The organism is Runella sp. SP2, assembly GCF_003711225.1.
GTDB lineage: Bacteria > Bacteroidota > Bacteroidia > Cytophagales > Spirosomataceae > Runella.
The window spans coordinates 4,417,536-4,438,847 of the sequence record NZ_CP031030.1 but is presented as its reverse complement, the minus strand read 5'-3'; the positions used below and the strand labels follow the sequence as shown (position 1 = coordinate 4,438,847).

Annotated in this window: 18 protein-coding genes and 1 pseudogene; 6 read left to right on the top strand and 13 right to left on the bottom strand. The window is 44.0% G+C overall.

The window, feature by feature from the left end; genetic code table 11:
- Positions 1-116: 116 nt before the first annotated feature.
- The 6 genes from DTQ70_RS17750 to DTQ70_RS17725 form a co-directional block, all read right to left on the bottom strand.
- Positions 117-944, bottom strand: coding sequence for an SMI1/KNR4 family protein (locus DTQ70_RS17750; RefSeq protein WP_122932046.1), 828 nt, complete (start codon positions 942-944; stop codon positions 117-119).
- Between the two features lie 197 nt (positions 945-1,141).
- Positions 1,142-1,633, bottom strand: coding sequence for a hypothetical protein (locus DTQ70_RS17745; RefSeq protein ID WP_122932045.1), 492 nt, complete (start codon positions 1,631-1,633; stop codon positions 1,142-1,144).
- Between the two features lie 133 nt (positions 1,634-1,766).
- On the bottom strand, positions 1,767-2,039 hold the full coding sequence (locus tag DTQ70_RS17740; RefSeq protein ID WP_122932044.1) for a hypothetical protein: 273 nt from the start codon (positions 2,037-2,039) through the stop codon (positions 1,767-1,769).
- Positions 2,040-2,214: 175 nt separating this feature from the next.
- Positions 2,215-2,763: a DUF2911 domain-containing protein gene (locus DTQ70_RS17735; protein WP_122932043.1), complete on the bottom strand. Its 549-nt coding sequence runs from the start codon at positions 2,761-2,763 to the stop codon at positions 2,215-2,217.
- 100 nt (positions 2,764-2,863) lie between these two features.
- Entirely contained in the window at positions 2,864-4,219 is a 1,356-nt protein-coding gene (locus DTQ70_RS17730) for a M20/M25/M40 family metallo-hydrolase (protein ID WP_122932042.1), read from the bottom strand.
- Positions 4,220-4,242: 23 nt separating this feature from the next.
- Positions 4,243-5,562: a DUF3472 domain-containing protein gene (locus DTQ70_RS17725; RefSeq protein ID WP_122932041.1), complete on the bottom strand. Its 1,320-nt coding sequence runs from the start codon at positions 5,560-5,562 to the stop codon at positions 4,243-4,245.
- A 530-nt stretch (positions 5,563-6,092) separates the two neighbouring features.
- Here DTQ70_RS17725 and DTQ70_RS17720 point away from each other — a divergent pair.
- Complete coding sequence (locus DTQ70_RS17720) at positions 6,093-7,097, top strand: NAD(P)/FAD-dependent oxidoreductase (RefSeq protein ID WP_122932040.1); 1,005 nt, start codon at positions 6,093-6,095, stop codon at positions 7,095-7,097.
- Between the two features lie 16 nt (positions 7,098-7,113).
- Complete coding sequence (locus tag DTQ70_RS17715) at positions 7,114-7,434, top strand: 2Fe-2S iron-sulfur cluster-binding protein (RefSeq protein WP_122934462.1); 321 nt, start codon at positions 7,114-7,116, stop codon at positions 7,432-7,434.
- 23 nt (positions 7,435-7,457) lie between these two features.
- Here DTQ70_RS17715 and DTQ70_RS17710 read toward each other — a convergent pair whose 3' ends face one another.
- The 3 genes and pseudogenes from DTQ70_RS17710 to DTQ70_RS31330 form a co-directional block, all read right to left on the bottom strand.
- Positions 7,458-9,905, bottom strand: a complete 2,448-nt coding sequence (locus tag DTQ70_RS17710) for a BspA family leucine-rich repeat surface protein (RefSeq protein ID WP_122932039.1) — start codon at positions 9,903-9,905, stop codon at positions 7,458-7,460.
- A gap of 218 nt (positions 9,906-10,123) precedes the next feature.
- The gene (locus tag DTQ70_RS17705) at positions 10,124-11,218 is read right to left on the bottom strand and encodes a BspA family leucine-rich repeat surface protein (protein WP_229600156.1); all 1,095 of its coding nucleotides are present in this window, start codon (positions 11,216-11,218) and stop codon (positions 10,124-10,126) included.
- A gap of 21 nt (positions 11,219-11,239) precedes the next feature.
- A pseudogene (locus tag DTQ70_RS31330) lies at positions 11,240-11,338 on the bottom strand (hypothetical protein); the annotation flags it as partial.
- Positions 11,339-11,362: 24 nt separating this feature from the next.
- On the opposite strand from DTQ70_RS31330, the gene DTQ70_RS30765 reads away from it, so the two are divergent.
- The gene (locus DTQ70_RS30765) at positions 11,363-11,917 is read left to right on the top strand and encodes a hypothetical protein (protein ID WP_164489881.1); all 555 of its coding nucleotides are present in this window, start codon (positions 11,363-11,365) and stop codon (positions 11,915-11,917) included.
- Positions 11,847-12,575: a hypothetical protein gene (locus DTQ70_RS17700; protein ID WP_122929371.1), complete on the top strand. Its 729-nt coding sequence runs from the start codon at positions 11,847-11,849 to the stop codon at positions 12,573-12,575. Before DTQ70_RS30765 ends, DTQ70_RS17700 begins: the two co-directional genes overlap by 71 nt.
- Here the strand turns inward: DTQ70_RS17700 and DTQ70_RS17695 are convergent.
- From DTQ70_RS17695 to DTQ70_RS17685, 4 genes are all read right to left on the bottom strand, one after another.
- On the bottom strand, positions 12,529-13,614 hold the full coding sequence (locus tag DTQ70_RS17695; RefSeq protein ID WP_122932037.1) for a BspA family leucine-rich repeat surface protein: 1,086 nt from the start codon (positions 13,612-13,614) through the stop codon (positions 12,529-12,531). The genes DTQ70_RS17700 and DTQ70_RS17695 overlap by 47 nt on opposite strands.
- Positions 13,615-13,832: 218 nt before the next feature.
- Positions 13,833-13,979, bottom strand: a complete 147-nt coding sequence (locus DTQ70_RS30760; RefSeq protein ID WP_164490091.1) for a 3-coathanger stack domain-containing protein — start codon at positions 13,977-13,979, stop codon at positions 13,833-13,835.
- Entirely contained in the window at positions 13,967-15,841 is a 1,875-nt protein-coding gene (locus DTQ70_RS17690; protein ID WP_122932036.1) for a BspA family leucine-rich repeat surface protein, read from the bottom strand. Before DTQ70_RS17690 ends, DTQ70_RS30760 begins: the two co-directional genes overlap by 13 nt.
- 329 nt (positions 15,842-16,170) lie before the next feature.
- Positions 16,171-18,870 (bottom strand): PQQ-dependent sugar dehydrogenase, encoded by a 2,700-nt coding sequence (locus DTQ70_RS17685; protein ID WP_122932035.1) that lies wholly within the window; start codon positions 18,868-18,870, stop codon positions 16,171-16,173.
- 415 nt (positions 18,871-19,285) lie between these two features.
- Between DTQ70_RS17685 and DTQ70_RS17675 the strand changes: the two genes are divergently transcribed.
- Together DTQ70_RS17675 and argG are read left to right on the top strand one after the other, a co-directional pair.
- A complete protein-coding gene (locus tag DTQ70_RS17675; RefSeq protein WP_122932033.1) occupies positions 19,286-19,993 on the top strand; it encodes a GNAT family N-acetyltransferase in 708 nt (235 codons plus the stop codon).
- Positions 19,994-20,106: 113 nt separating this feature from the next.
- On the top strand, positions 20,107-21,306 hold the full coding sequence (gene argG, locus DTQ70_RS17670) for an argininosuccinate synthase (protein WP_122932032.1): 1,200 nt from the start codon (positions 20,107-20,109) through the stop codon (positions 21,304-21,306).
- Positions 21,307-21,312 lie beyond the last annotated feature (6 nt).

Sequence of the window (21,312 nt, the reverse complement as noted above, 5' to 3'; positions counted from 1 at the left end):
TTACTTATTAGCTATGGTGGGGCATTTGTGTCCCGAAAGCTTTCGGGGTGTAAACGTTTGATAGAAGCATAAATGTAGGGTTTACAACTGTTAGTGCCACTATTGCGATTATGATGTTAGCGGTTCGAGCTTTTGTTTAAGTACGCACTTAATTCACGTATTGTTAATCCATTATTCCTGAACAAGGTTGTTAATTCTTCTGCTTGTTCATTTCCTGAAAATGTAATCAATAAAAAATCTTTATCAATTTCTGGAAATTGTACCGATTGAATTTCCATTTGTCCTTTTAGCTCTTCATACCTGTCTTCACCTTGCCTAATAAAACCATTTGGTACTTTATTAGGACTAACCCAAATCCAATTGTCATTGAATTTGTTACTGTAAATTGGATAACCATGTGCAAATAAGTCAGGTTGTCCAAAGTCGTTATTTATTGAGATAGAAATGAATTTTAAAGTTTCTGTTATAGGGGCATTTGTCTCGATTACAAATTGATTTTCAGTCTCAATGATTAGCTTATCAATATACTCCTTGAAATTTCTAGCAATTGGCTTTTCAAAATCAATTTCTGTGTCAATATAAGTTATTTCTGGTTCATCTTTATTTTGACGATAGTCTAGACAAATATTCCAATGCCCATCTCCATCAAAAGGAAATAGTGCGTCAACTTCAAAACTAAGTCCTTCATACTCTTTCAGCCATTCAAAGGCGGTAATGGAAGGATAGTAAGGTCCAATACCTGAAATTTGAGAGTGCAGTGTGTCTTTAATTGTGTATCTAATGTATCCACCATTTTGGATTGTTAAAAGCTCTAAATATTCATTGGGGAGTTTATATCCAATTTTTTTCTCAGCTTCTTTGATAATTTCGTCAGTTAAATTTGGTTGAACGTAGGGTAAATATTTGGGAACTTGCCAGATTGTCTTCATGTCTTTTGCTGCCATTTTGATACACTGTTTTTATATTAGGTTGTCTTTTTTGACTGCTCACTGACGTTTAGGGCTTTGTGTTGTGGTGGAAATCAGGGAACGTCAGCCCAGCCCATGACCCAAAGCCAAATTGAAAAACTAAAGATAAGCCTTTGTTCGTCAGCCCTCCATAACACAAAACCCATGTAAGCAGCAGTTTTTTGTCGTAGCATTTATGTCCTGCTATAAATTGTCAAGTCGCAACTTAGAGCAATTACGAACGTATCACCTGTGTCTGAAAAACCAAAAGCTCGTAACTCGCAAGCGCCGTCTTTTCCAACAAATATTTTTTCTTTTTTGTCAGCCGATTGTAGATAAATCCTTTTAACCAAATATTTTTCGAAGGGCTTGTCGTCAGGTTCGGGTTCGGAAACGGTTAATGCCCAGCCGTCTTGTGTTGTCTTTGATAAATTGTCTTCTCCGTAAAGTCCACAAGTATTAATTTCTACATTCTCTAAAACGTCAAAACCTACAATTGAATTCGTTGACTCATTGAATTTCTCCCACGAGTCAGAATCGTCATATTGTCTTGCAACTTTTTCTCCTGTTTTGCAATTAAAAATCCCTTGTCCTTGGCTTGATAAAACGATTAAAAAATCTTGTCCAGGTGCATACCCAATATTTTCAAGTCCACCAATAGCGAAAGTGTTTTTATGTGTCCACATATGGTCCGTCTAAAATTGCTGCTTACTCCTAAATATACGAAACTCTAACTGTAAGTAGTTTCGATCTATACAAATTAGGGGTATCTGCGAAACCGCCGATAGCGCGAGCGGGAACGCTCGCACCATATAGCTATCAGTCTAAGCCACGTTTTTTTAGTAAATCTTCTAATTCCTTGTTGGTGTTTGGTTTCTTTAGCTGCTTATAAATGAGAATAACTGGAATCAACATTGGAATTAAGAATCCAAAATTCTTCTTTGAAGACAAGCTCCACGAAACAAGGCCGACTATTAGTATTCCTGCAAGAAAACCAATAAATAAAGCATGAAAAATTTTGGAATTTTTCAGTTTTTGTTTCTCGGCTAATAGTTCTTCGTCGGTCATTTTGTAAATGTCTTTTGCATTCATATTGATTTGTTTAAGAAGTTAATATTTTCTGGCTCGCACCATCGAAAAGTTGTACCGTATTTTTTGTAGTGTTACACGCAACAATCACCCTACTACAAATTTACAAAAAAAGCCCCGACGACATCCCGTCGGGGCGAAAAAGGCTTAGCGTCGCCGACGCCTCTGTAGGAACAAACTAAAATTGAATGGGTAGCTCAATCATGGTGGTGTCCCAGCCCATGCGTAGTAGTGCGTCGGTTCCTTTGGGAAACTGAATGGAAAAGTTTTCGATGACCGTTTCTGATTTTTTTGGCGTTACGGTAAAGCGGGCCACGTCGTTGGCTTCTTTGTACTGATACGCTCCCCAATAGTTGAGGTCTTTGTTCAAAATAACCACCCATTCGTTTTCATTGGGAATCGTAAAAAGGGAATACGTCCCCGCCTTGATTTTCTTGCCTTGGAGGGTCGCATCTTGGTAAAAAGTAATCTCGGTGTTTTCGTTGGCACCCGTCCGCCAAACTTTTCCGTAAGGAATGAGCTTTCCAAACACCTCACGTCCATTTTTCGCAGGGCGACTGTAAAGAATGCGCACCAATGCCTTTTCATCCCCTTTGCGGTCGTGGGCAAAGTTGTCAGGGAAGTAAGCTGCATCCATCGGACTTTTGTCCACGTTGCGAAACCCTTGGGCCGACGCTCCCACCCAAGCAAAAAGTACGAAAGCGATGATTAATAAGCTATTTTTCATAATTGTGAATTGGTTATTGGTTAATGGGTTTATTATCAGCGGTTTGTGGGGTTAGTTGTGTCTTGAGATTTGGAGGGTCTGACTATCGTCTGACCCTGTTTTACCTCATACTAGGACGGGGTAAAACGGGAAGGCTTTCGTGTCCATCTTCGCCAACGGCTTGGACGGCAAAGAAATAATTGTCTTTGGAATAAGGCAACGTGAGGCCGTTTTTATCCGTAAAAAACTTCTTTTGCCAAAAAGGCCAGTTCGTTTCGCGCATCAGTACGTAGTAACCTTTGACCTTGCCTGCTTTGGGCGCTTGCCAGAACAGCGAAGTGCTGTTGGTGAGGTTACGGGCTTCGAGCGTGACGTTTTGCGGCATCGACGGGGCTTTGGCCAAGTTGGACAGCGTAGCAAGGTTGACCGCCGTGTTTTTGCGCAAATACTCAAAATCCATGTTTTTGGCATAATCGCCGTATTCCACGCCTTTTTCGGTGCGTAGGTCTTGGTGTTGATTGTTGAAATTTTCGTTCATTTCCGTCAAACGCACGGCGGCAAAATCGCGGTTGACAAACGGAGTGTGGTCGCCGCCACGGAGGTAGCGGTCGTTACGGTAAATGAGCTTGATTTCGAGGTTGTCCACGTAACGTTCGCCTATTTCTTTGACATAGCGGGCCAACGTACGCGCTTTCCCGTCGTTTTCGGTGCCGTACTGACGAATGCCGTTGGCGCGTTTGTCGGTGTCGAAGGCAGGTAGCCCCTCGCTGAATACCCGCAGTTTGGTATTGTCAATCAGGCGGGTGTCGGGGCTGTGGTTAGAACCCATAATGTCGTTGTTGAGGAGCGCTTCCAAGTTCCATTTTTCGTTGGCGGCTTTTTCGGCCAAATGGTTCGCACCGTACAAGCCCTGCTCTTCACCGCTGACTACCACAAAAATAATGGTGGCAGGAAACGAGGCTTTACTCATCACCCGTGCCAATTCAATCACTGCTGCCGTTCCGCTGCCGTCGTCATTGGCGCCTGGAGCGTCGGCTTCGCGGTTGTTGACGTCGGTCACGCGGCTGTCGATGTGCCCACTGACCATAAAAATGCGGTCGTCGTTGGGGTCGGTGCCTTTGAGTGTCGCCATCACATTCCCGATTTCGTGGGCTTTGTCCACGCGCCGCCCGTCGGGTTCCAGCGTCCAGGTATCAATAATAGCCGTCATGCGCCCGCCCGACTGCTTAGCGTAGTCATTAAACTTGCTCAAAACCCATCGGCGGGCTGCGCCAATGCCCCTTTTGGGGTCGGTAACGGTGCTGAGGGTGTGCCGCGTGCCAAAACTGACCAATTTGTCAACGTGACTTCGGAGGCTGTCGGGCGAAACTTCGGCAACGAGCGACGAAATTTGCGGGTCGCGCAAAACGACCTGTTGCGCATAGGCAAAAGACGAAACTAAGAGGGATCCAACAAGTAAAGTAGTGGTTTTTCTCATGCGTGTAGGTTTTGACAAATAACTTATGGCAACGACGAAAAGTTGATGGCAGGCGGCGACTTTGCGGCATTTCTTTGAAATGTGCCGTCGAGTGGGACAAAATCGTTGAAAAAACCACAATTTTTCAGAAAAAATGCCCCCTTTGAAAGTCCTCCTGCGTAGTCTTTTCGGTAGTTTTTGCGGGCCGTGGCATCACCCGTAAACTTGGCTTCGGTTAGCTCTATCCATTGATTCTGAGACGTCCACACCCATTGGTTTCCGTACAAAGCCATGCGGGATTGATTGCCCGTGTCAGGGGTGAAATTTTCCAAAAACGAATAAAGCGACTTGAGGTAAGTGTTAGTTTTGGGACGTTTAAAACTGGCAATGAGTCGCCATTGATTTTCTTCGGGAGCAAAAAAATAGGCCGTGTAACTAGTGTAATTGTCGGTGGTGGGTTTGCCTTGCAACAAAAAACGGTAGGTGTTGCCCGCCTTCCACGGGTACTTGAGGTAGCTTTGACCACCCGAGCCTTCGTTACCAAACTCCCCCGTGTAAACATCTGCGCCTTTTTTGAGCATCACAATTTTCTGGTCGTCGGGAATGGCGTTAGGGTTGTCGGTAGAAAACGGACTCCAAACCGAAAACAGCACCCTACGTTCGGTCGGAGAGTTTACCTGCATTCCAAAGTACCCTTCGCCAAAGCCGTTGGCCATGTAATACGACCCTATCACGTCTTCTTTCTCAGGAATGGTCAGTTCGCTGTAAAACCACTCGATGTTTTGGTTGGCAGGAAGCGTATAACGAAGGTGGACCGAAGGGCCTCGACGTCCCCAATAAAAGTAGTTGTCAGTATTGTTTTTGACAAAAACATTATCACCCCCAAGCGCGCTTCCGCTGAGGGTAAATTGCTGTAAATCACCAAAAGTGCTGCCACTTCGGCGGATGCCTTGGGCGTCGATGGCAACGTAGCCCGCTTGCGAGATTTCCCATTCGCCAATGGTGTATTCTTGCGTCGTAGTAGGGGTAATTTTCACCTGAAAAGGTTTTCCCAAAACCGTAAATTGAACCTCACTTTCACCCGTCCCGCCTTTGAGGGTGGCCGAGAGTTTGAGCTTTCCCGCCTGACTTACCCGAACGTAGGTGCGGCATATGGTCGAAGGTTGATTCCATTGAACCAGTCCATCATTGGTGATTTTTTCATTTTTATCGGTCGAATTCAGGAGCCACGCGTTGCCCCCCACGGGCACAACTTGAGAGGGTGTTTCGTGAAACGGAGCAGGAACTTGAGAGGTGGCAGTACAAGCCGATAGACAGCTAAAAATAGCCCAAAGGAGTAAATTAAAACGGCAAAATTGACGCATAGAAATGAGGAAATGATAGTGGTTTTGGTTGTTGGAACAAAACTACAGGAAAAAACGTGGAAATAGCTATCTATAACTTTTAGTAATAATTGATGCGTTTTTATGATTGGCGTGCTATTGCAAAACGTTCTACTTTTGCTGTCGTAAATCTGACTGATTTAGCAGTTGATAAAATTCCAAAAGAGGAATTTTTTAAAAAATAAACTTTTAAGTAGTAAAGCAAAAGTTCTAGAGTAATTCAAAGTAGCCTCGGTAGAGGCGCAACATTTGTAGAGCAACAGCAGCAGGTAGTTTTTTGATTTTTGCTTCGGAGAAGCATAACTTGTTGCTTTGTTAAGCTTCTCCGAAGCAAAAGAGTTCTATGGATGGCTCTCTACTACTACAAAGGTTGCGCTTCTCCGAAGCGATATAACTATTAATAACTAGAATTTATGCTCAACTACTTATCACTAAAATATGCGATAACCCGTGTTGGAACATCCGTTCAATCCGTGTCCCAATACCGTGCACCGATAAAATTACTAATAGTTATGATAACAACAGATATTTGTATTGTAGGAGCGGGGCCTGTGGGGCTGTTTAGCGTTTTTGAAGCGGGACTTCTAAAAATGCGTTGCCATTTGATTGATGCCTTGCCGCAGGTAGGGGGGCAGTTGTCAGAAATTTACCCTCAAAAACCCATTTACGATATTCCAGGCTACCCCACCATCAAGGCGCAGGAGTTGGTGGACAACCTCATGGCGCAAATTGCCCCTTTCAAACCAACGTTTACGCTGGGCGAGCGCGTGGAAAAAGTAGAACGCCAACCCGACGGTTCGTTGGTAGTGCGTACGTCTGACGAAACCGAGGTGCATTGTCAAGTGATGGTCATTGCGGGTGGTTTGGGGTGCTTCGAGCCACGTAAACCAGAAATTCCTGATTTAGAACGGTTTGAAGGAAAAGGAGTGGCATATATGGTCAAAAATCCAGAGAAATTCAGGGACAAAAACGTGGTGATTGCAGGCGGTGGCGACTCTGCCCTCGACTGGACGGCCTACTTGGCCGACGTGGCCAAAAACGTCACCTTGATTCACCGCAGCGATTCGTTTCGTGGCGCACCCGATTCGGCCGAGAAAGTGTTTGAGTTGGCGCAACACGGTCGTATTAACCTGTTGTTGCAGTCAAATGTAGTTGGCTTAAACGGCAATGGTCATTTGAAGGAAGTCATTGTGGCGGCCAAAGACAAAAGCACCACCCAACTGTCGTCCGACTTTTTTATTCCGTTGTTTGGTTTGAGTCCCAAGCTCGGCCCCATAGCAGATTGGGGGCTAAACATCAGTAAATCAGCCATTGAAGTAAACACGCTTGATTATTCGACCAACGTCGAGCGCATTTATGCCATCGGTGATATTAACACCTATCCTGGCAAACTCAAACTGATTTTAACGGGTTTCCACGAGGCCGCTATGATGTGCCAAAGCGCCTTCAAATACGTGTATCCCAATCAGCACCTCAGTTTTAAATATACAACGGTAAACGGGGTCAATGCTTTTTAATAACGCTGCAAACGACATGATACAATTCACAATAGAAGACCGCACGGGTGAGCGCCAAGCGCTAGAAATTCCCGAAGGAATTGGACTCAATTTAATGGAAGTTTTGAAAGCTTCCGAGTATTCGATTTTGGCCACTTGCGGAGGAATGGCGCTCTGCGCCACTTGCCACGTGGGTGTGTTGGACGGGGGAGAAAACTTGCCATCGGTAAGCGACGCCGAATTGGATATTTTGGACACTTTGCCCTCGGCTACCTCGTGCAGCCGACTCGCCTGCCAGCTACGGGTGGACGAGACCCTGCAAGGAACGACGTTTAAGATACTGGGGGAGGAAGAATAACGCCTCCCCAATTTATAACTACTCTATTGACAGCCTTTTATCTCCGCCAGAAACGTACTTGTTTTTTCGGCAGAAAAGCCAGGGAGTAAGGTGATGGAGTTGCCTGCTTCATAGACCACGTTGGCAACAGGCGTAAAGTTGACATTGCCCACTTTTTTATTGGAAGTAAGGGTCGTGGATGCCTTGAATCGCTCCTTTTCGGTGACTACGTTGTAATCTACTGCTACGGTATTGGTGGCTACTTTCACCGTAACGGTTTCCGTGCCGCCTGTGCTGCAATTGGCTGAATAAGAAGTAGTAAGCGTAGGGCTTACGGTGATTGAAGCCCCCGTTTGTGGGCTTGCGCCACCCAACCAAGTTACCGTGCCCGCGCATCCACTCGCTGACAGGGTAATGGACGTTCCTGGACAAATAGCGGGCCGCTCGGGTGAAATAGTAATGACCGCTGGGACAGTGCAGTTTTTAGAATCTCCCGAGATGCTCCAGCCCTTGCCTCCCGAGGCGACGGGCGTAGTAAGGAGCGTGCGAGCCGTTTCTGCATCGCAGTACTTAAGATTTGAAGCGCCCATACTTCTACCCGTTACCGAGCCAGCCGCAAAAGCGGTGAGCGTAGCATCGTAGTTGGCCACACTCATGCCGCAGTTATCCAAAAAGTAATTGAGGTTGACATTAGCATTAAGTTGGTTACCCCAAGAGGCTAAACTTTGGTTAAAGGCACTACAACCTGCAAACATATTGAACATATAAGTAACCTTTTCAGTATTAAAATTGCTCACTGATTGGTTAAAGGCTCTACAACCAGTAAACATCCAACTCATATCAGTAACTGTGGCAGTATTAAAATTGCTGACTGATTGGTTAAAGAGGTTACACCCCCAAAACATCCCACTCATATTGGTGACGGCAGCGGTATTAAAATTACTTACTGATTGGTTAAAGGCACTGCAACTAGAGAACATAGAAGCCATATCAGTCACCTTTTCAGTGTTGAAACTACCCACCGATTGGTTAAAGGCACTACAATTAGCAAACATATAACTCAAATTAGTCACCTTTTCAGTATTAAAATTGCTTACTGATTGGTTAAAGGAAATACAAGTATAAAACATCCAACTCATATCGGTAACCTTATCGGTATTAAAATTACTTACTGATTGGTTAAAGGCGCTACAACCAGAAAACATATAGCTCATATTAGTCACCTTTTCAGTATTAAAATTGCTCACTGATTGGTTAAAGGAACTACAACCATAAAACATCCCCGACATATTAGTAACAGCGGCGGTATTAAAATTGCTTACCGAATGGTTAAAGGCGCTACAACCAGAAAACATCGAACTCATATTAGTTACAGCGGCGGTATTAAAATTGCTGACTGATTGGTTAAAGGCACGACACCTAGAAAACATCTCACTCATATCAGTAACCTTTTCAGTATTAAAATTGCTCACTGATTGGTTAAAGGAACTACAACCATAAAACATCACCGACATATTAGTAACAGCGGCGGTATTAAAATTGCTTACTGATTGGTTAAAGGAACTACAACCAACGAACAGTCCCCACATATTGGTAACCTTTTCAGTATTAAAATTGCTTACCGAATGGTTAAAGGCGCTACAACCAGAAAACATCGAACTCATATTAGTTACAGCGGCGGTATTAAAATTGCTGACTGATTGGTTAAAGGTGCTGCAATAAGCAAACATATAACTCATATTAGTAACCTTTTCAGTATTAAAGTTACTGACGGATTGGTTAAAGGCACTGCAACCAGAGAACATAGACCTCATATCAGTAACCTTTTCAGTATTAAAATTGCTGACTGATTGGTTAAAAGCGTTACAACCTTCAAACATAGATCTCATATTGGTAACCTTTTCAGTATTAAAATTGCTTACTGATTGGTTAAAGGAACTACAACCATAAAACATCACCGACATATTAGTAACAGCGGCGGTATTAAAATTACTTACTGATTGGTTAAAGGCACTACAACCAGTAAACATATAACTCATATTAGTAACGGCAGCAAAGTTGGGGGTGTCAGTGGCCGTGAGTGTCATATTTGAGCAGCCGTAAAAAGCGTTCTGCATACTGGTCCAAGCCACTGTACCCCATTGTTTTACTTCCATGAGGCGTTGGCAGTTTGTACCGTAATTGATATTGATTCTTTGAAAATTGGTTGGGTCAATACTCAAATCTATAATGGCACTGGCAGGTAAGTTTGTGATGGTGAGCGTACTTCCGCTAAACGTCCCGCTGCCAGAGGCTGCTCCACCCACCTGCTGCCAAGTATAACTTACGGTACCAGCGGTGGCTACGCCAAATGTCAAGGTCGTGGCAGTGCCGCCTGGTTTTGATAAATCCCAACGGGTAATGAAGGGGCTGTTTTGGGCTTGGGCAGGGTGTAACATGGTTCCCCAAGCAAGTAGGGAAATAACAATAAGTTGGAGGAAAGTTTTAGGCATAAAATGACTTTTTTCGAGAGAATACTTACAAATGTAGAAAAACGTAGGTTTTAAATACAAATACTTTAAGTGCTAAAGCACAAGTTAACCGTTAATTGTTATCCGTTCAATCCGTTTCATCCGCGTGCCATCATCGACGATTTTAGCCTACGGATGACTTGGATGCAGTAATAGGGCGCAGAGAAGCTAAGTGATAGATGAGAGGAGGAATAACTACTCTATTGACAGCCTTTTATTTCCGCTAGAAACGTACTTGTTTTTTCGGCAGAAAAGCCAGGGAGTAAGGTGATGGAGTTACCTGCTTCATAGACCACGTTGGCATTGGGCGTAAAATTGACATTGCCCACTTTTTTATCGGAAGTAAGGGTCGTGGATGCCTTGAATCGCTCCTTTTCGGTGACCACGTTGTAACCTACTGCTAGGGTATTGGTGGCTACTTTCACCGTAACGGTTTCCGTGCCTCCCGTGCTGCAATTGGCGGAATAAGAAGTTGTAAGCGCAGGACTTACGGTGATTGAAGCCCCCGTTTGTGGACTTGCGCCACCCAACCAAGTTACCGTGCCCGCGCATCCACTCGCTGCCAGGGTAATGGACGTTCCTGGACAAATAGCAGGCCGCTCGGGCGAAATGGCAATGACCGCTGGGACAGTGCAGTTTTTAGAATCTCCCGAGATGCTCCAGCCCTTGCCTCCCGAGGCGACGGGCGTAGTAAGGAGCGTGCGGGCCGTTTCTGCATCACAGTAGTTAAGATTTGAAGCGCCCATACTTCTACCAGTAACCGAGCCAGCCGCAAAAGCGGTGAGCGTAGCATCGTAGTTGGCGACACTCATGCCGCAGTTATCCAAAAAGCCACTGAGGTTCACATTAGCATTGAGTTGACTACCCCAAGAAGCTAAACTTTGGTTGAAAGAACGGCAATAAGCAAATATATAATTCATACTCTTGATGGAAGCGGTATTAAAATTGCTAATTGGTTGATTAAAAGTGCTACAACCAAAAAACATATAGTTCATATCAGTAACTTTTTCAGTATTAAAATTGCTTACTGATTGGTTAAAAACAGGACAATCAAAAAACATATAACTCATATCAGTAGCCTTTTTAGTGTTAAAATTGCTCACTGATTGGTTAAATGAGCTACAATTAGAGAACATCAAACTCATATTAGTCACAGCAGCGGTATTAAAATTGCTGACCGATTGGTTAAAGGCATAACAATTAGAAAACATCCCCCCCATATCAGTAACTTTTTCAGTATCAAAATTACTGACCGATTGGTTAAAAGTGCTACAACGACGAAACATCCCGCTCATAGTAGTCACAGCGGCGGTATTAAAATTACTTACTGGTTGATTGAAGTTACTACACTCTGCTGTACGTCTTAAAGTTAAGTATTTATAGCGGCAAGAAGTTAAGTACTTTTGTTTTTTGATATACGCTCATACAAGCAACAACCGATGGGACAAGCGACCAATACAGCGATACGGCAGTCATTACTGGAGTTAAAAGCCTCAGGTAAAACACTAAAATATATTAGTGAACACTTAGGTGTTCCCTATGCTACCCTGCGAAACTTATGGCATAAACACCAAAAAACTCCCCAATCAAATTTACGAACAGCATATGAGAACTGTGGCAAAAAGCCGCCCAGTAGATCCGATGTGATTTATCGAGGAGCTCTTTGGCTAAAACGTTTACATCCAAATTGGGGAAGCCCCTTGATTCATATGCACCTGGTCAATCGCTATGGTTGCTCTCAGGTGGTTCATGTACGCACGATTCAACGTTGGTTTTTGTCAGCTCATATGAGCAAACCACGTTCCCAAAAATTAGAACCCAAAATTGGGCAATCAACACAGGTTCATAACATCTGGCAGGTAGATGCCAAAGAACGATTAAGCTTAGAAAATGGTCAATCAGCTTGTTATTTGACCATTGTGGATGAAAAAAGTGGAGCTTGTCTGGAAGCACCCGTTTTCCCCCTATGCCCGAATCAATCAAGTGCCCATTGACCAAATACGGCAAAAACTTATTGAGGTTTTCAACAAATGGGGAAAAGCAGGTTGTTTTAGAGTAGATAATGGCGAGCCATTCGGAAGTCCTGCTGGGGCACCTACTCCGCCTTTAGCGCTGTGGCTTATCGCTCACGATATTGATTTGACTTGGAATAAACCTTATTGTCCACAGATGAATAATCGCGTTGAGAAAATGCAAGATACCACTCAACGCTGGGCAGAAGTGCAAGCTTGCCGTTGTTTACAAGAATTACAAGCCAAGCTAGATGCCCAAATTCATATTCAACGACAGCTGTATCCAGTAACTCGGCTGGAGGGAAAAACCAGGGCGATGGCTTTCCCTGAGTTAATTACTAAACAACGCGTATTTTCAAGTAAAGACTTTGATTCAAAGAGAGTTCATGAATTTATTGCAAAAAAAATCTACACTCGAAAAGTATCATCAGTAGGACAAATTACGCATTTCGGACAAACGATTAGGGTAGGAAAAGAATTTGCTCACCAATTTGTCCAACTTAAATTCAAGCCAGATACCTTGAAGTGGCAAATCTCGAACTCCACTCAAATTATCAAAAATATTGCCGATAACTGTCTTACTGATGATAGAATCAAAAATATGACCGTATTTTCAAAACAAAAAAACCAATCAAACTAAATGTCTGTTTGAGCGTACCTAACTTTAAAGCGTACAACAACTCCCAAAACATACTGCTCATGCGCGTAGCCTTTTGAGTATTAAAATTGCTGACCGATTGGTTAAATGAAGTACAACCAGAAAACATCGACCAAAAATCAGTAACCTTTTGAGTATTAAAATTGCTGACCGATTGGTTAAATGAGCTACAATTACTGAACATTCCGCCCATAGTAGTCACAGCGGCGGTATTAAAATTGCTAACTGATTGGTTAAAGGCACGACAACCAGAAAACATCGAACTCATACTAGTTACAGCGGCGGTATTAAAATTGCTAACTGATTGGTTAAAAGAACGACAACCTTCAAACATATAGCTCATATTAGTAACTTTCTCAGTATTAAAACTGCTCACTGATTGGTTAAAGGCACGACAACCAGAAAACATATAGCTCATATTGGTAACTTTTTCAGTATTAAAACTGCTCACTGATTGGTTAAAGGCACTGCACTCCCCAAACATTCCACTCATATTAGTCACAGTGGCGGTATTAAAATTGCTTACTGATTGGTTAAATGAACTACAATAAGCAAACATAGAACTCATATCAGTCACAGCAGCAAAGTTGGGGGTATCAGTAGCCGTGAGTGTCATGTTCGAGCAGCCCCAAAAAGCATTTTGCATACTAGTCCAAGCCACCGTGCCCCATTGCTTTATTTCCATGAGGCGTTGGCGGTCTGTTCCGTAATCGATAATAATCCTTTGGAAATTAACGGGGTCAATGCTTAGGTCGATGGTAGCATTGGCAGGTAAGTTTTTGATGGTGAGCGTACTTCCGCTAAACGTCCCGCTGCCAGAGGCTGTTCCACCCACCTGCTGCCAAGTATAACTTACGGTACCAGCGGTGGCTACGCCAAAGGTCAAGGTAGTGGCAGCGCCGCCTGTTTTTGATAAATCCCAACGGGTGATGAAGGGGCTGTTTTGGGCTTGGGCAGAGTGCCACATAGTTCCCCAAGCAAGTAGGGAAATTACGATAAGTTGGAGGAAAGTTTTAGGCATAAAACGGCTTTTTTCGAGAGAATACTTACAAATGTAGAAAAACGTAGGTTTTAAATACGAATACTTTAAGTGCTAAAGCACAAGTTAACCGTTATTTGTTATCCGTTCAATCCGTCTCATCCGCGTGCCATCAACGACGATTTTAGCCTACGGATGACTCGGATGCAGTAATAGGGCGCAGAGAAGCTATATGATAGATGGGAGGAGAAATAACTACTCTATTGACAGCCTTTTATTTCGGCCAGAAACGTACTTGTTTTTTCGGCAGAAAAGCCAGGGAGTAAGGTGATGGAGTTGCCTGCTTCATAGACTACGTTGGCGTTGGGCGTAAAAGTGAAGGTACAATGAAATTTTAACGAGAACACTTTTGGGCATCTCCCGAAATAGTCCAACCCTTGCCACCCGAAGAAACAGGTTTGGTAAGGAGCGTGCGGGCAGTTTCTGCATTACAATATTTAAGACCTGCGGCTCCCATGCTTCTGCCTGTTACTGAGCCTACCGCAAAAGCCGTGAGGGTGGCATCATAGTTAGCGACACTCATGCCGCAGTTATCTAAAAAGCCATTTAAATCTGCATTGGCATTGAGTTGACCGCCCCAAGAAGCCAAACTTTGGTTAAAAGCACTACAACTAGAAAACATCGACTGAATATCGGTTACGGCTGTCATATTAAAATTATTTACCGATTGATTGAAGGCCCTACTACCATGAAACATAGAACCCATACTGGTAACTTTTTCCGTATTAAAATTGCTCACCGATTGGTTAAAAACAATACAATCAGTAAACATTCCACCCATATTAGTAACCTTTTCGGTATTAAAATTGCTTACTGATTGGTTAAAGGCACGACAATTGTTAAACATCCAACTCATATCGGTAACGGCTTTCGTACTAAAATTGCCCACTGATTGGTTAAAGCCACTACAACCAGAAAACATATACAGCATTCTGGTAACCTTTTCAGTATTAAAATTGCTGACCGATTGGTTAAAGGCAATACAATTAGAAAACATAACACTCATATCGGTAACAGCGGAAGTATTAAAATTGCTGACCGATTGGTTAAAGACGCTACAACCAGAAAACATACCACTCATATTGGTAACAGCAGCGGTATTAAAATTGCTGACCGATTGGTTAAAGACGCTACAACCAGAAAACATACCACTCATATCGGTAACCGCAACAGTATTAAAATTGCTTACTGATTGGTTAAAGGCATAACAATACGAAAACATATCACTCATATTAGTAACCTTTTCAGTATTAAAGTTGCTTACCGATTGGTTAAAGGCACTACAACCAGAAAACATATTTCTCATATTGGTAACCTTCTCGGTATTAAAATTGCTAACAGACTGGTTAAAGTTGCTACAATGAGAAAACATATATCTCATATCGGTAACGGCAACCGTATTAAAATTGCTGACCGATTGATTAAAAGCACTACAACTCAAAAACATATAACTCATATTGGTAACCTTTTCAGTAATAAAATTGCTTACCGATTGGTTAAAGACACTACAACCAGCAAACATAAAATTCATATTGGTAACCGATGAGGTATTGAAATTGCTTACAGAATGGCCAAAGGCACTACAACCAGAAAACATAAAACTCATATCTGTTACCTTTTCGGTATTAAAACTACCCACTGATTGGTTAAAAGAACTACAACCCTGAAACATAGCACTCATATTGGTAACCTTTTCAGTATTAAAACTGCTGACCGATTGGTTAAAAGAACTACAACCAGCAAACATAGAACCCATATCGTTGACGAACGTAAAGTTAGGTACATCAGTTGCCGTGAGTGTCATGTTTGAGCAGCCCCAAAAAGCGTATCCCATACTGGTCCAAGCCACTGTACCCCATTGCTTTATTTCCATGAGGCGTTGGCAGTCTGTTCTGTTACTGATGATAATCCTTTGGAAATTAACGGGAGCAATGCTTAGGTCGATGGTAGCATTGGCAGGTAGGTTTTTGATGGTGAGCGTACTTCCGCTAAATGTTCCACTGCCAGAGGCTGCTCCACCTACCTGCTGCCAAGTATAACTTACGGTACCAGCGGTGGCTACGCCAAAGGTCAAGGTAGTGGCAGTGCCGCCTGTTTTTGATAAATCCCAACGGGTGATGAAGGGGCTGCTTTGGGCTTGGGCAGGGTGCAGTATGGTTCCCCAAGCAAGTAGGGAAATAACAATAAGTTGGAGGAAAGCTTTAGGCATAAAATGACTTTTTTCGAGAGAATACTTACAAAAGTAGAAAAACGTAGGTTTTAAATACGAATACTTTAAAGTAAAGGTGTAAAATGGGCTTACGTAAAGCTAGTTAATAAGTTATCTGTCCCGAACCCGACGGCTTTTATTTTATCCGTGTGAATCCGTTCAATCCGTCTCATCCGCGTGCCATCAACGACGATTTTAGCCTACGGATGACTCGGATTGGACACAGTTTTTAGGGATGTAACAATCTTCGGGTGCAGGAGAAGGAAAAAAAATGGGACTGGTTGTAAGCAACCAGCCCCACGGCAAAAACGGTTAACAATGGATAAAAACTACTGCCCTGAGTTAAATTGGAGCCATTCTACGCCAAACAAACCATTACCTTCAGGCACTGATTTAGTGGTCGTGAAAACCAAATATAAATTGTGTATTTTGTTGTCAGGCTTGCGGAGCGATAACGTTACGGCTCCCATTTGACTGTTTGATACTTCGGTCTGACCAATCAACGCCCCCGTTGGACTATCCAAACGTACTTCGATGGTGCCGCCTACGGTGCGGTCAGGACTGGCGTACACCATGCACGACAAGCTACTCACGTCGGTCAAATCCACGTCTTTGTACAGCGCGTAGCTGCCATTTTTCACAGGCGCCAATACTTCCGATTTTGTTGGAAGCTCAACCGTCGTCGCGTCTTTGGCTTCGTCGTTCCAAGTTGCTTTCAATTTAGCAGGACGCAAGGCCACCGTGCTTGTAGAAGTCTGAGGTCCAACTACTGGATTTCCTTTGTCGGTGTAGCTGGCTCTGAAAATATACGAACCTTCTTTTTGTTTGGCCGCCGTTACGTACTCACCTTTCACTGGTTTTTTGTCGGGGCCTTTTTCGTTGCCCAACGACATGATGTATTTCACGATTTCTTTGGCTTCTTCTTTCTTGATTTGAGGGTGAGCGCTCATGGCTTGTTCACCCCATACGCCACCACCGCCGTTGATGATTTTATCGGCCAAACGGCTCTCAATGTCACGTTGTCCTTTGTACTTTTTGGCTACGTCGCGGTAAGCAGGGCCAATCGACTTCTTCACTACGTCGTGGCACGCTTTACAATCCGACAAATCCATCAAGCGTTTGCCCGTCGCTACGCCCAAATTGGCTTGGTGGCCTTGCGCCAAAATCGTTTTGTCAAACCCTTCCAAATAATCTACCGTCACGGTAACATCTTCAGCATTGATTTTTTGATTGGCCAAACTTCCGTCTTCTTTGTCCGAAACTTTTACTTCGTAAGCAACGGGTTTGTTTTCCCAGTAAAAAGATTTGTTGCCTGCCAACGCCACCTCTACTTTAGGAGGTTCGTTTCCTACTTTTACCTCCACGCTGCTGCTACTTGTATTACCTTTGCTATCGGTCACTTTGAGAGTCGCTGTATAAATGCCTGGTTTTGTGTAGGCAAAGGTCGGATTAGCCACGGCGCTTTTGGGCAAACCTTTTCCAAATGTCCATTCGTACTTGAGGGCATCGCCGTCGTAATCCACCGTTCCTTTCGACGAAAACTCGGCTTTCATGGGCGCAGCACCCGCTTTTTTCTGCACACTCGCCACGGCCAATGGTTTGCGATTGCCCGCGTTGTAGGTGATGCGCGACAAGCGCGAGTCGTCGTTTTGGGCAAACCAAGTGTTTCCGTATTCGAGTACGTACAACGAACCGTCCACCGCAAACTGCATGTCGATAGGGTGGCTAAATTTGGTGTTAGGCATAAACTCTTCCATTTGCACAAAGTCGCCGTCTTTGGTCATGGTCACAGGGTGAATCCAGTCGCGAATCCATTCGTAAGCAAACAACTTACCGTCGTAATGACGAGGGAATTTTACGTCGCTTTCTGGATAATCGTCGTAGTAGTAAACAGGGCCTGCCATAGCATTACGGCCGCCTTTTCCAACAATTGGACCAAACTCGGGTGAGTCGGCATAGGGGTAAAAAATGAACGCTTTTTGCGCAGGAGGCAGTTCGGTAATACCTGTGTTGTGCGGAGAATCGTTGATGGGCTTGAGCGGGTCAAAGCGCTCGCCCGATACTTTGGTACCCATGTCGTAACGATTATAAGGACGGTTGTCGCCAATAAACAATGGATACCCAAAATACCCCGCTTTACGGGCTTGGTTTACTTCATCATAGCCTCGCGACCCACGCGTTGGGCTGTCGTTGCCCGCGTCAGGGCCTACGTCACCCCAATATAAATAGTTAGTGCGTTGGTCCACCGAAATACGGTACGGGTTACGTGTTCCCATGGTGTAAATCTCTGGACGAGTTTTGGCTGTACCTACGGGGAATAAGTTACCCGCTGGAATGTCATATCCTCCTTCAGGACGAGGTTTGATACGAAGTACTTTACCGCGTAGGTCGTTGGTGTTAGAAGACGTCGAACGACCGTCCCAATTGGCGCGACCAGGGCGACCGTCGAGAGCGCCGTAGCCTTCGTTTCCAAACGGATTGATGTCATCTCCCGTTGAAAGGTATAAATTTCCTTGTTTGTCCCACGCAATCGAGCCACCTGTGTGGCAGCAGTCGGTACGTTTGACGGGTACGCGCAACAAGACCTGTTCGGTGCTAGGCAGGAGCGTATCTTTTTCGGTATCGTACTTCATACGTACCAACCGCTGCGAAGTATCAGCTTCGGTCGAGACGGGAGAATAGTACAAATACACCCATTTGTTTTCTTTAAAATTGGGGTCAACGTTGATACCCATCAAGCCGTATTCTTGTAGAATGTACACAGGTAGGTTGGCTACTACTTTGTACGAATTCGGTTTTTTGGGGTTAAACAATTTTACTTTCCCTTTGCGCTCGGTAAAAAGTACGCGCTGATCTTCCAATACTACTAGCTCGGTGGGTTCGTCGAGTTTTTCAAGTAGAATGTTTTTAGTAAAGCGGTTTTCCTCAGGGGGAGTGGAGGTTTGCCCCATCACTGAGGGTGACATCGCTGCTACAAGCAAACAAGTTGATAGCATCACTGATGACTTAGACCCAAAAAATGGCTTCATAATGTAGTTTAAAATGAAAATGTGTATTGTGTTACCTTATAAAGTATGCCTATTCAATAAACTAATTTGCTGACTGACAAGTTTTATGAATGGAAGAGAAATCTTCTATAGTACGACGTTGCAAGTCAAATGAACTATCAAAAAAAATAATTCGTTCTTTTCTTGCACGGTTCGTACAATTTAACCGATATTTGTCACGTTTTTTTCAAAAACAAAATTACAAAGGTGGCCAAAACGCTTTCACATACTCGCTGCGCACACACTACGCCATTTATTTGTAGGTCCGAAAGGACACAATGATATCCGTTTGCCTATGTGGTAAACATACTTCGCATCTTTTCTCAAAAATCATCAATTTTCAACACCAAAGCGGATTATTTGTCTCCGCAGAGGATTTAATCCTGACTAAACGACAATGTCAAACATCGAAATCGTATCTGACCAATACATTGTAGAAACAGCCGAAGAAAAACATTTTGACCTCGCCGAAACCATCTGCAAAGAGATGGAAGAAAGCGCCAAACAACGCGGAACAGGGATTGCCAAGCGCTCTCCTGTTTACATCCGCGAAAAAATGGCCGAAGGCAAGGCAATCATCGCCACTACGCTTTTGGGCGAGTGGGTTGGTTTTTGCTACATCGAAACCTGGGAACATGGCAAATTTGTGGCTAACTCGGGCCTTATCGTTCACCCTGACCACCGTAAGAGTGGCATTGCAAAGGCCATCAAGCGCAAAGCATTTGAGTTGTCGCGCGTGAAGTATCCTGAAGCAAAAATCATTGGTATCACTACGAGCCTAGCCGTGATGAAAATCAACTCGGATTTGGGCTATGAGCCAGTCACTTTTAGTGAGTTACCTGCGGATGATGCCTTCTGGAAAGGCTGTTCTAGCTGTGTAAACTACGACGTTCTGACGCGTACCAACCGCAAAAACTGTTTGTGTACGGGCATGATGTACGACCCCCAGGTCACGCACAAAAGCGAAAAAAGAGCTCCTTGGGATTTCTTGAAAGAATCGAAATTGTACGAACGTTGGATGCGTCTCAAACAACGCGTGTTGCTACAACGCGAAATCAGAGAGGCAAAAGCACGTCATCGTCAACAAGAATTAGAAGTGGCGTAGTAAAAGCCTACCTTGCATACTAACCCGCTGGCGTTAAGGTCAGCGGGTTTATTTTTTTAGTAACCTTCCTTAGATTATCTTAACTTTGCGGCAACTAATTGTATTTACCACCGATGTCAGAAAAAAAGAAAGTTGTTTTAGCATTTAGTGGAGGTCTTGATACCTCGTTTTGTGTCAAATATTTGTCAGAAGACAAAGGCTACGAAGTTCACTCAGTATTGGTCGATACAGGAGGTTTTTCGGACGAAGAACTGAAAGCTATCGAAGCTCGTGCGTATTCGTTGGGGGTGAAGTCGCACGCGACTATCTCAAAAACAGCGGCTTACTACGACGAGTGTATCAAATACTTGATTTTTGGAAACATTCTGAAAAATAACACGTACCCACTTTCGGTAAGTGCTGAGCGTATTTTTCAGGCGATTGCAGCGGCTGAGTTTGCCAAAGAAATTGGTGCAGCAGCCATTGCCCACGGAAGTACAGGCGCAGGAAATGACCAAGTGCGTTTTGACATGGCGTTCCGTATCATCATGCCCGAAGCCGAAATCATCACGCCGATTCGCGACATGCGCCTTTCACGCGAAGCCGAAATCGAATACTTAAAGTCAAAAGGAGTTGACCAAGAATGGCATAAAGCAGCGTATTCTATCAATAAAGGTTTGTGGGGAACATCGGTAGGTGGAAAAGAAACCTTGACTTCCAACAACTACTTGCCAGAAAGCGCGTTCCCAACGCAAGTAAGTAAAACCGAGGCCGAACGTGTTACGTTGGGCTTTGAAAAAGGAGAACTTTGCTCACTCAATGACGAAGCAATGAGCGCGGTAGAAGTAATTCAAAAATTGACCGAAATTGCCGCACCTTTCGGTATCGGACGCGATATCCACGTGGGTGACACCATCATCGGTATCAAAGGACGCGTTGGCTTTGAAGCCGCCGCACCGTTGGTGATTATCAAAGCGCACCATACCTTGGAAAAACACGTATTGAGCGAGCAACAATTGTACTGGAAAGAACAATTGGCCAACTGGTACGGAAGTCTGTTGCACAAAGGCCAATTTATGGAGCCTGTGATGCGCAACATCGAGACATTCTTGGCCGATACCCAAGCACACGTTTCGGGATTGGTGCACGTTCATTTGGCACCGTACCGTTTCCACGTTGAAGGCATTGAATCAAAATACGATTTGATGTCGTCGGTGTTTGGTAGCTATGGCGAAATGAACAACGCTTGGACAGGCGACGACGTTCGTGGTTTTGCCAAAGTAGCGTCAAACCAAGTGATGATTTATCAGAAAATTAGTGAGTTGAATCAGTAATTCGTC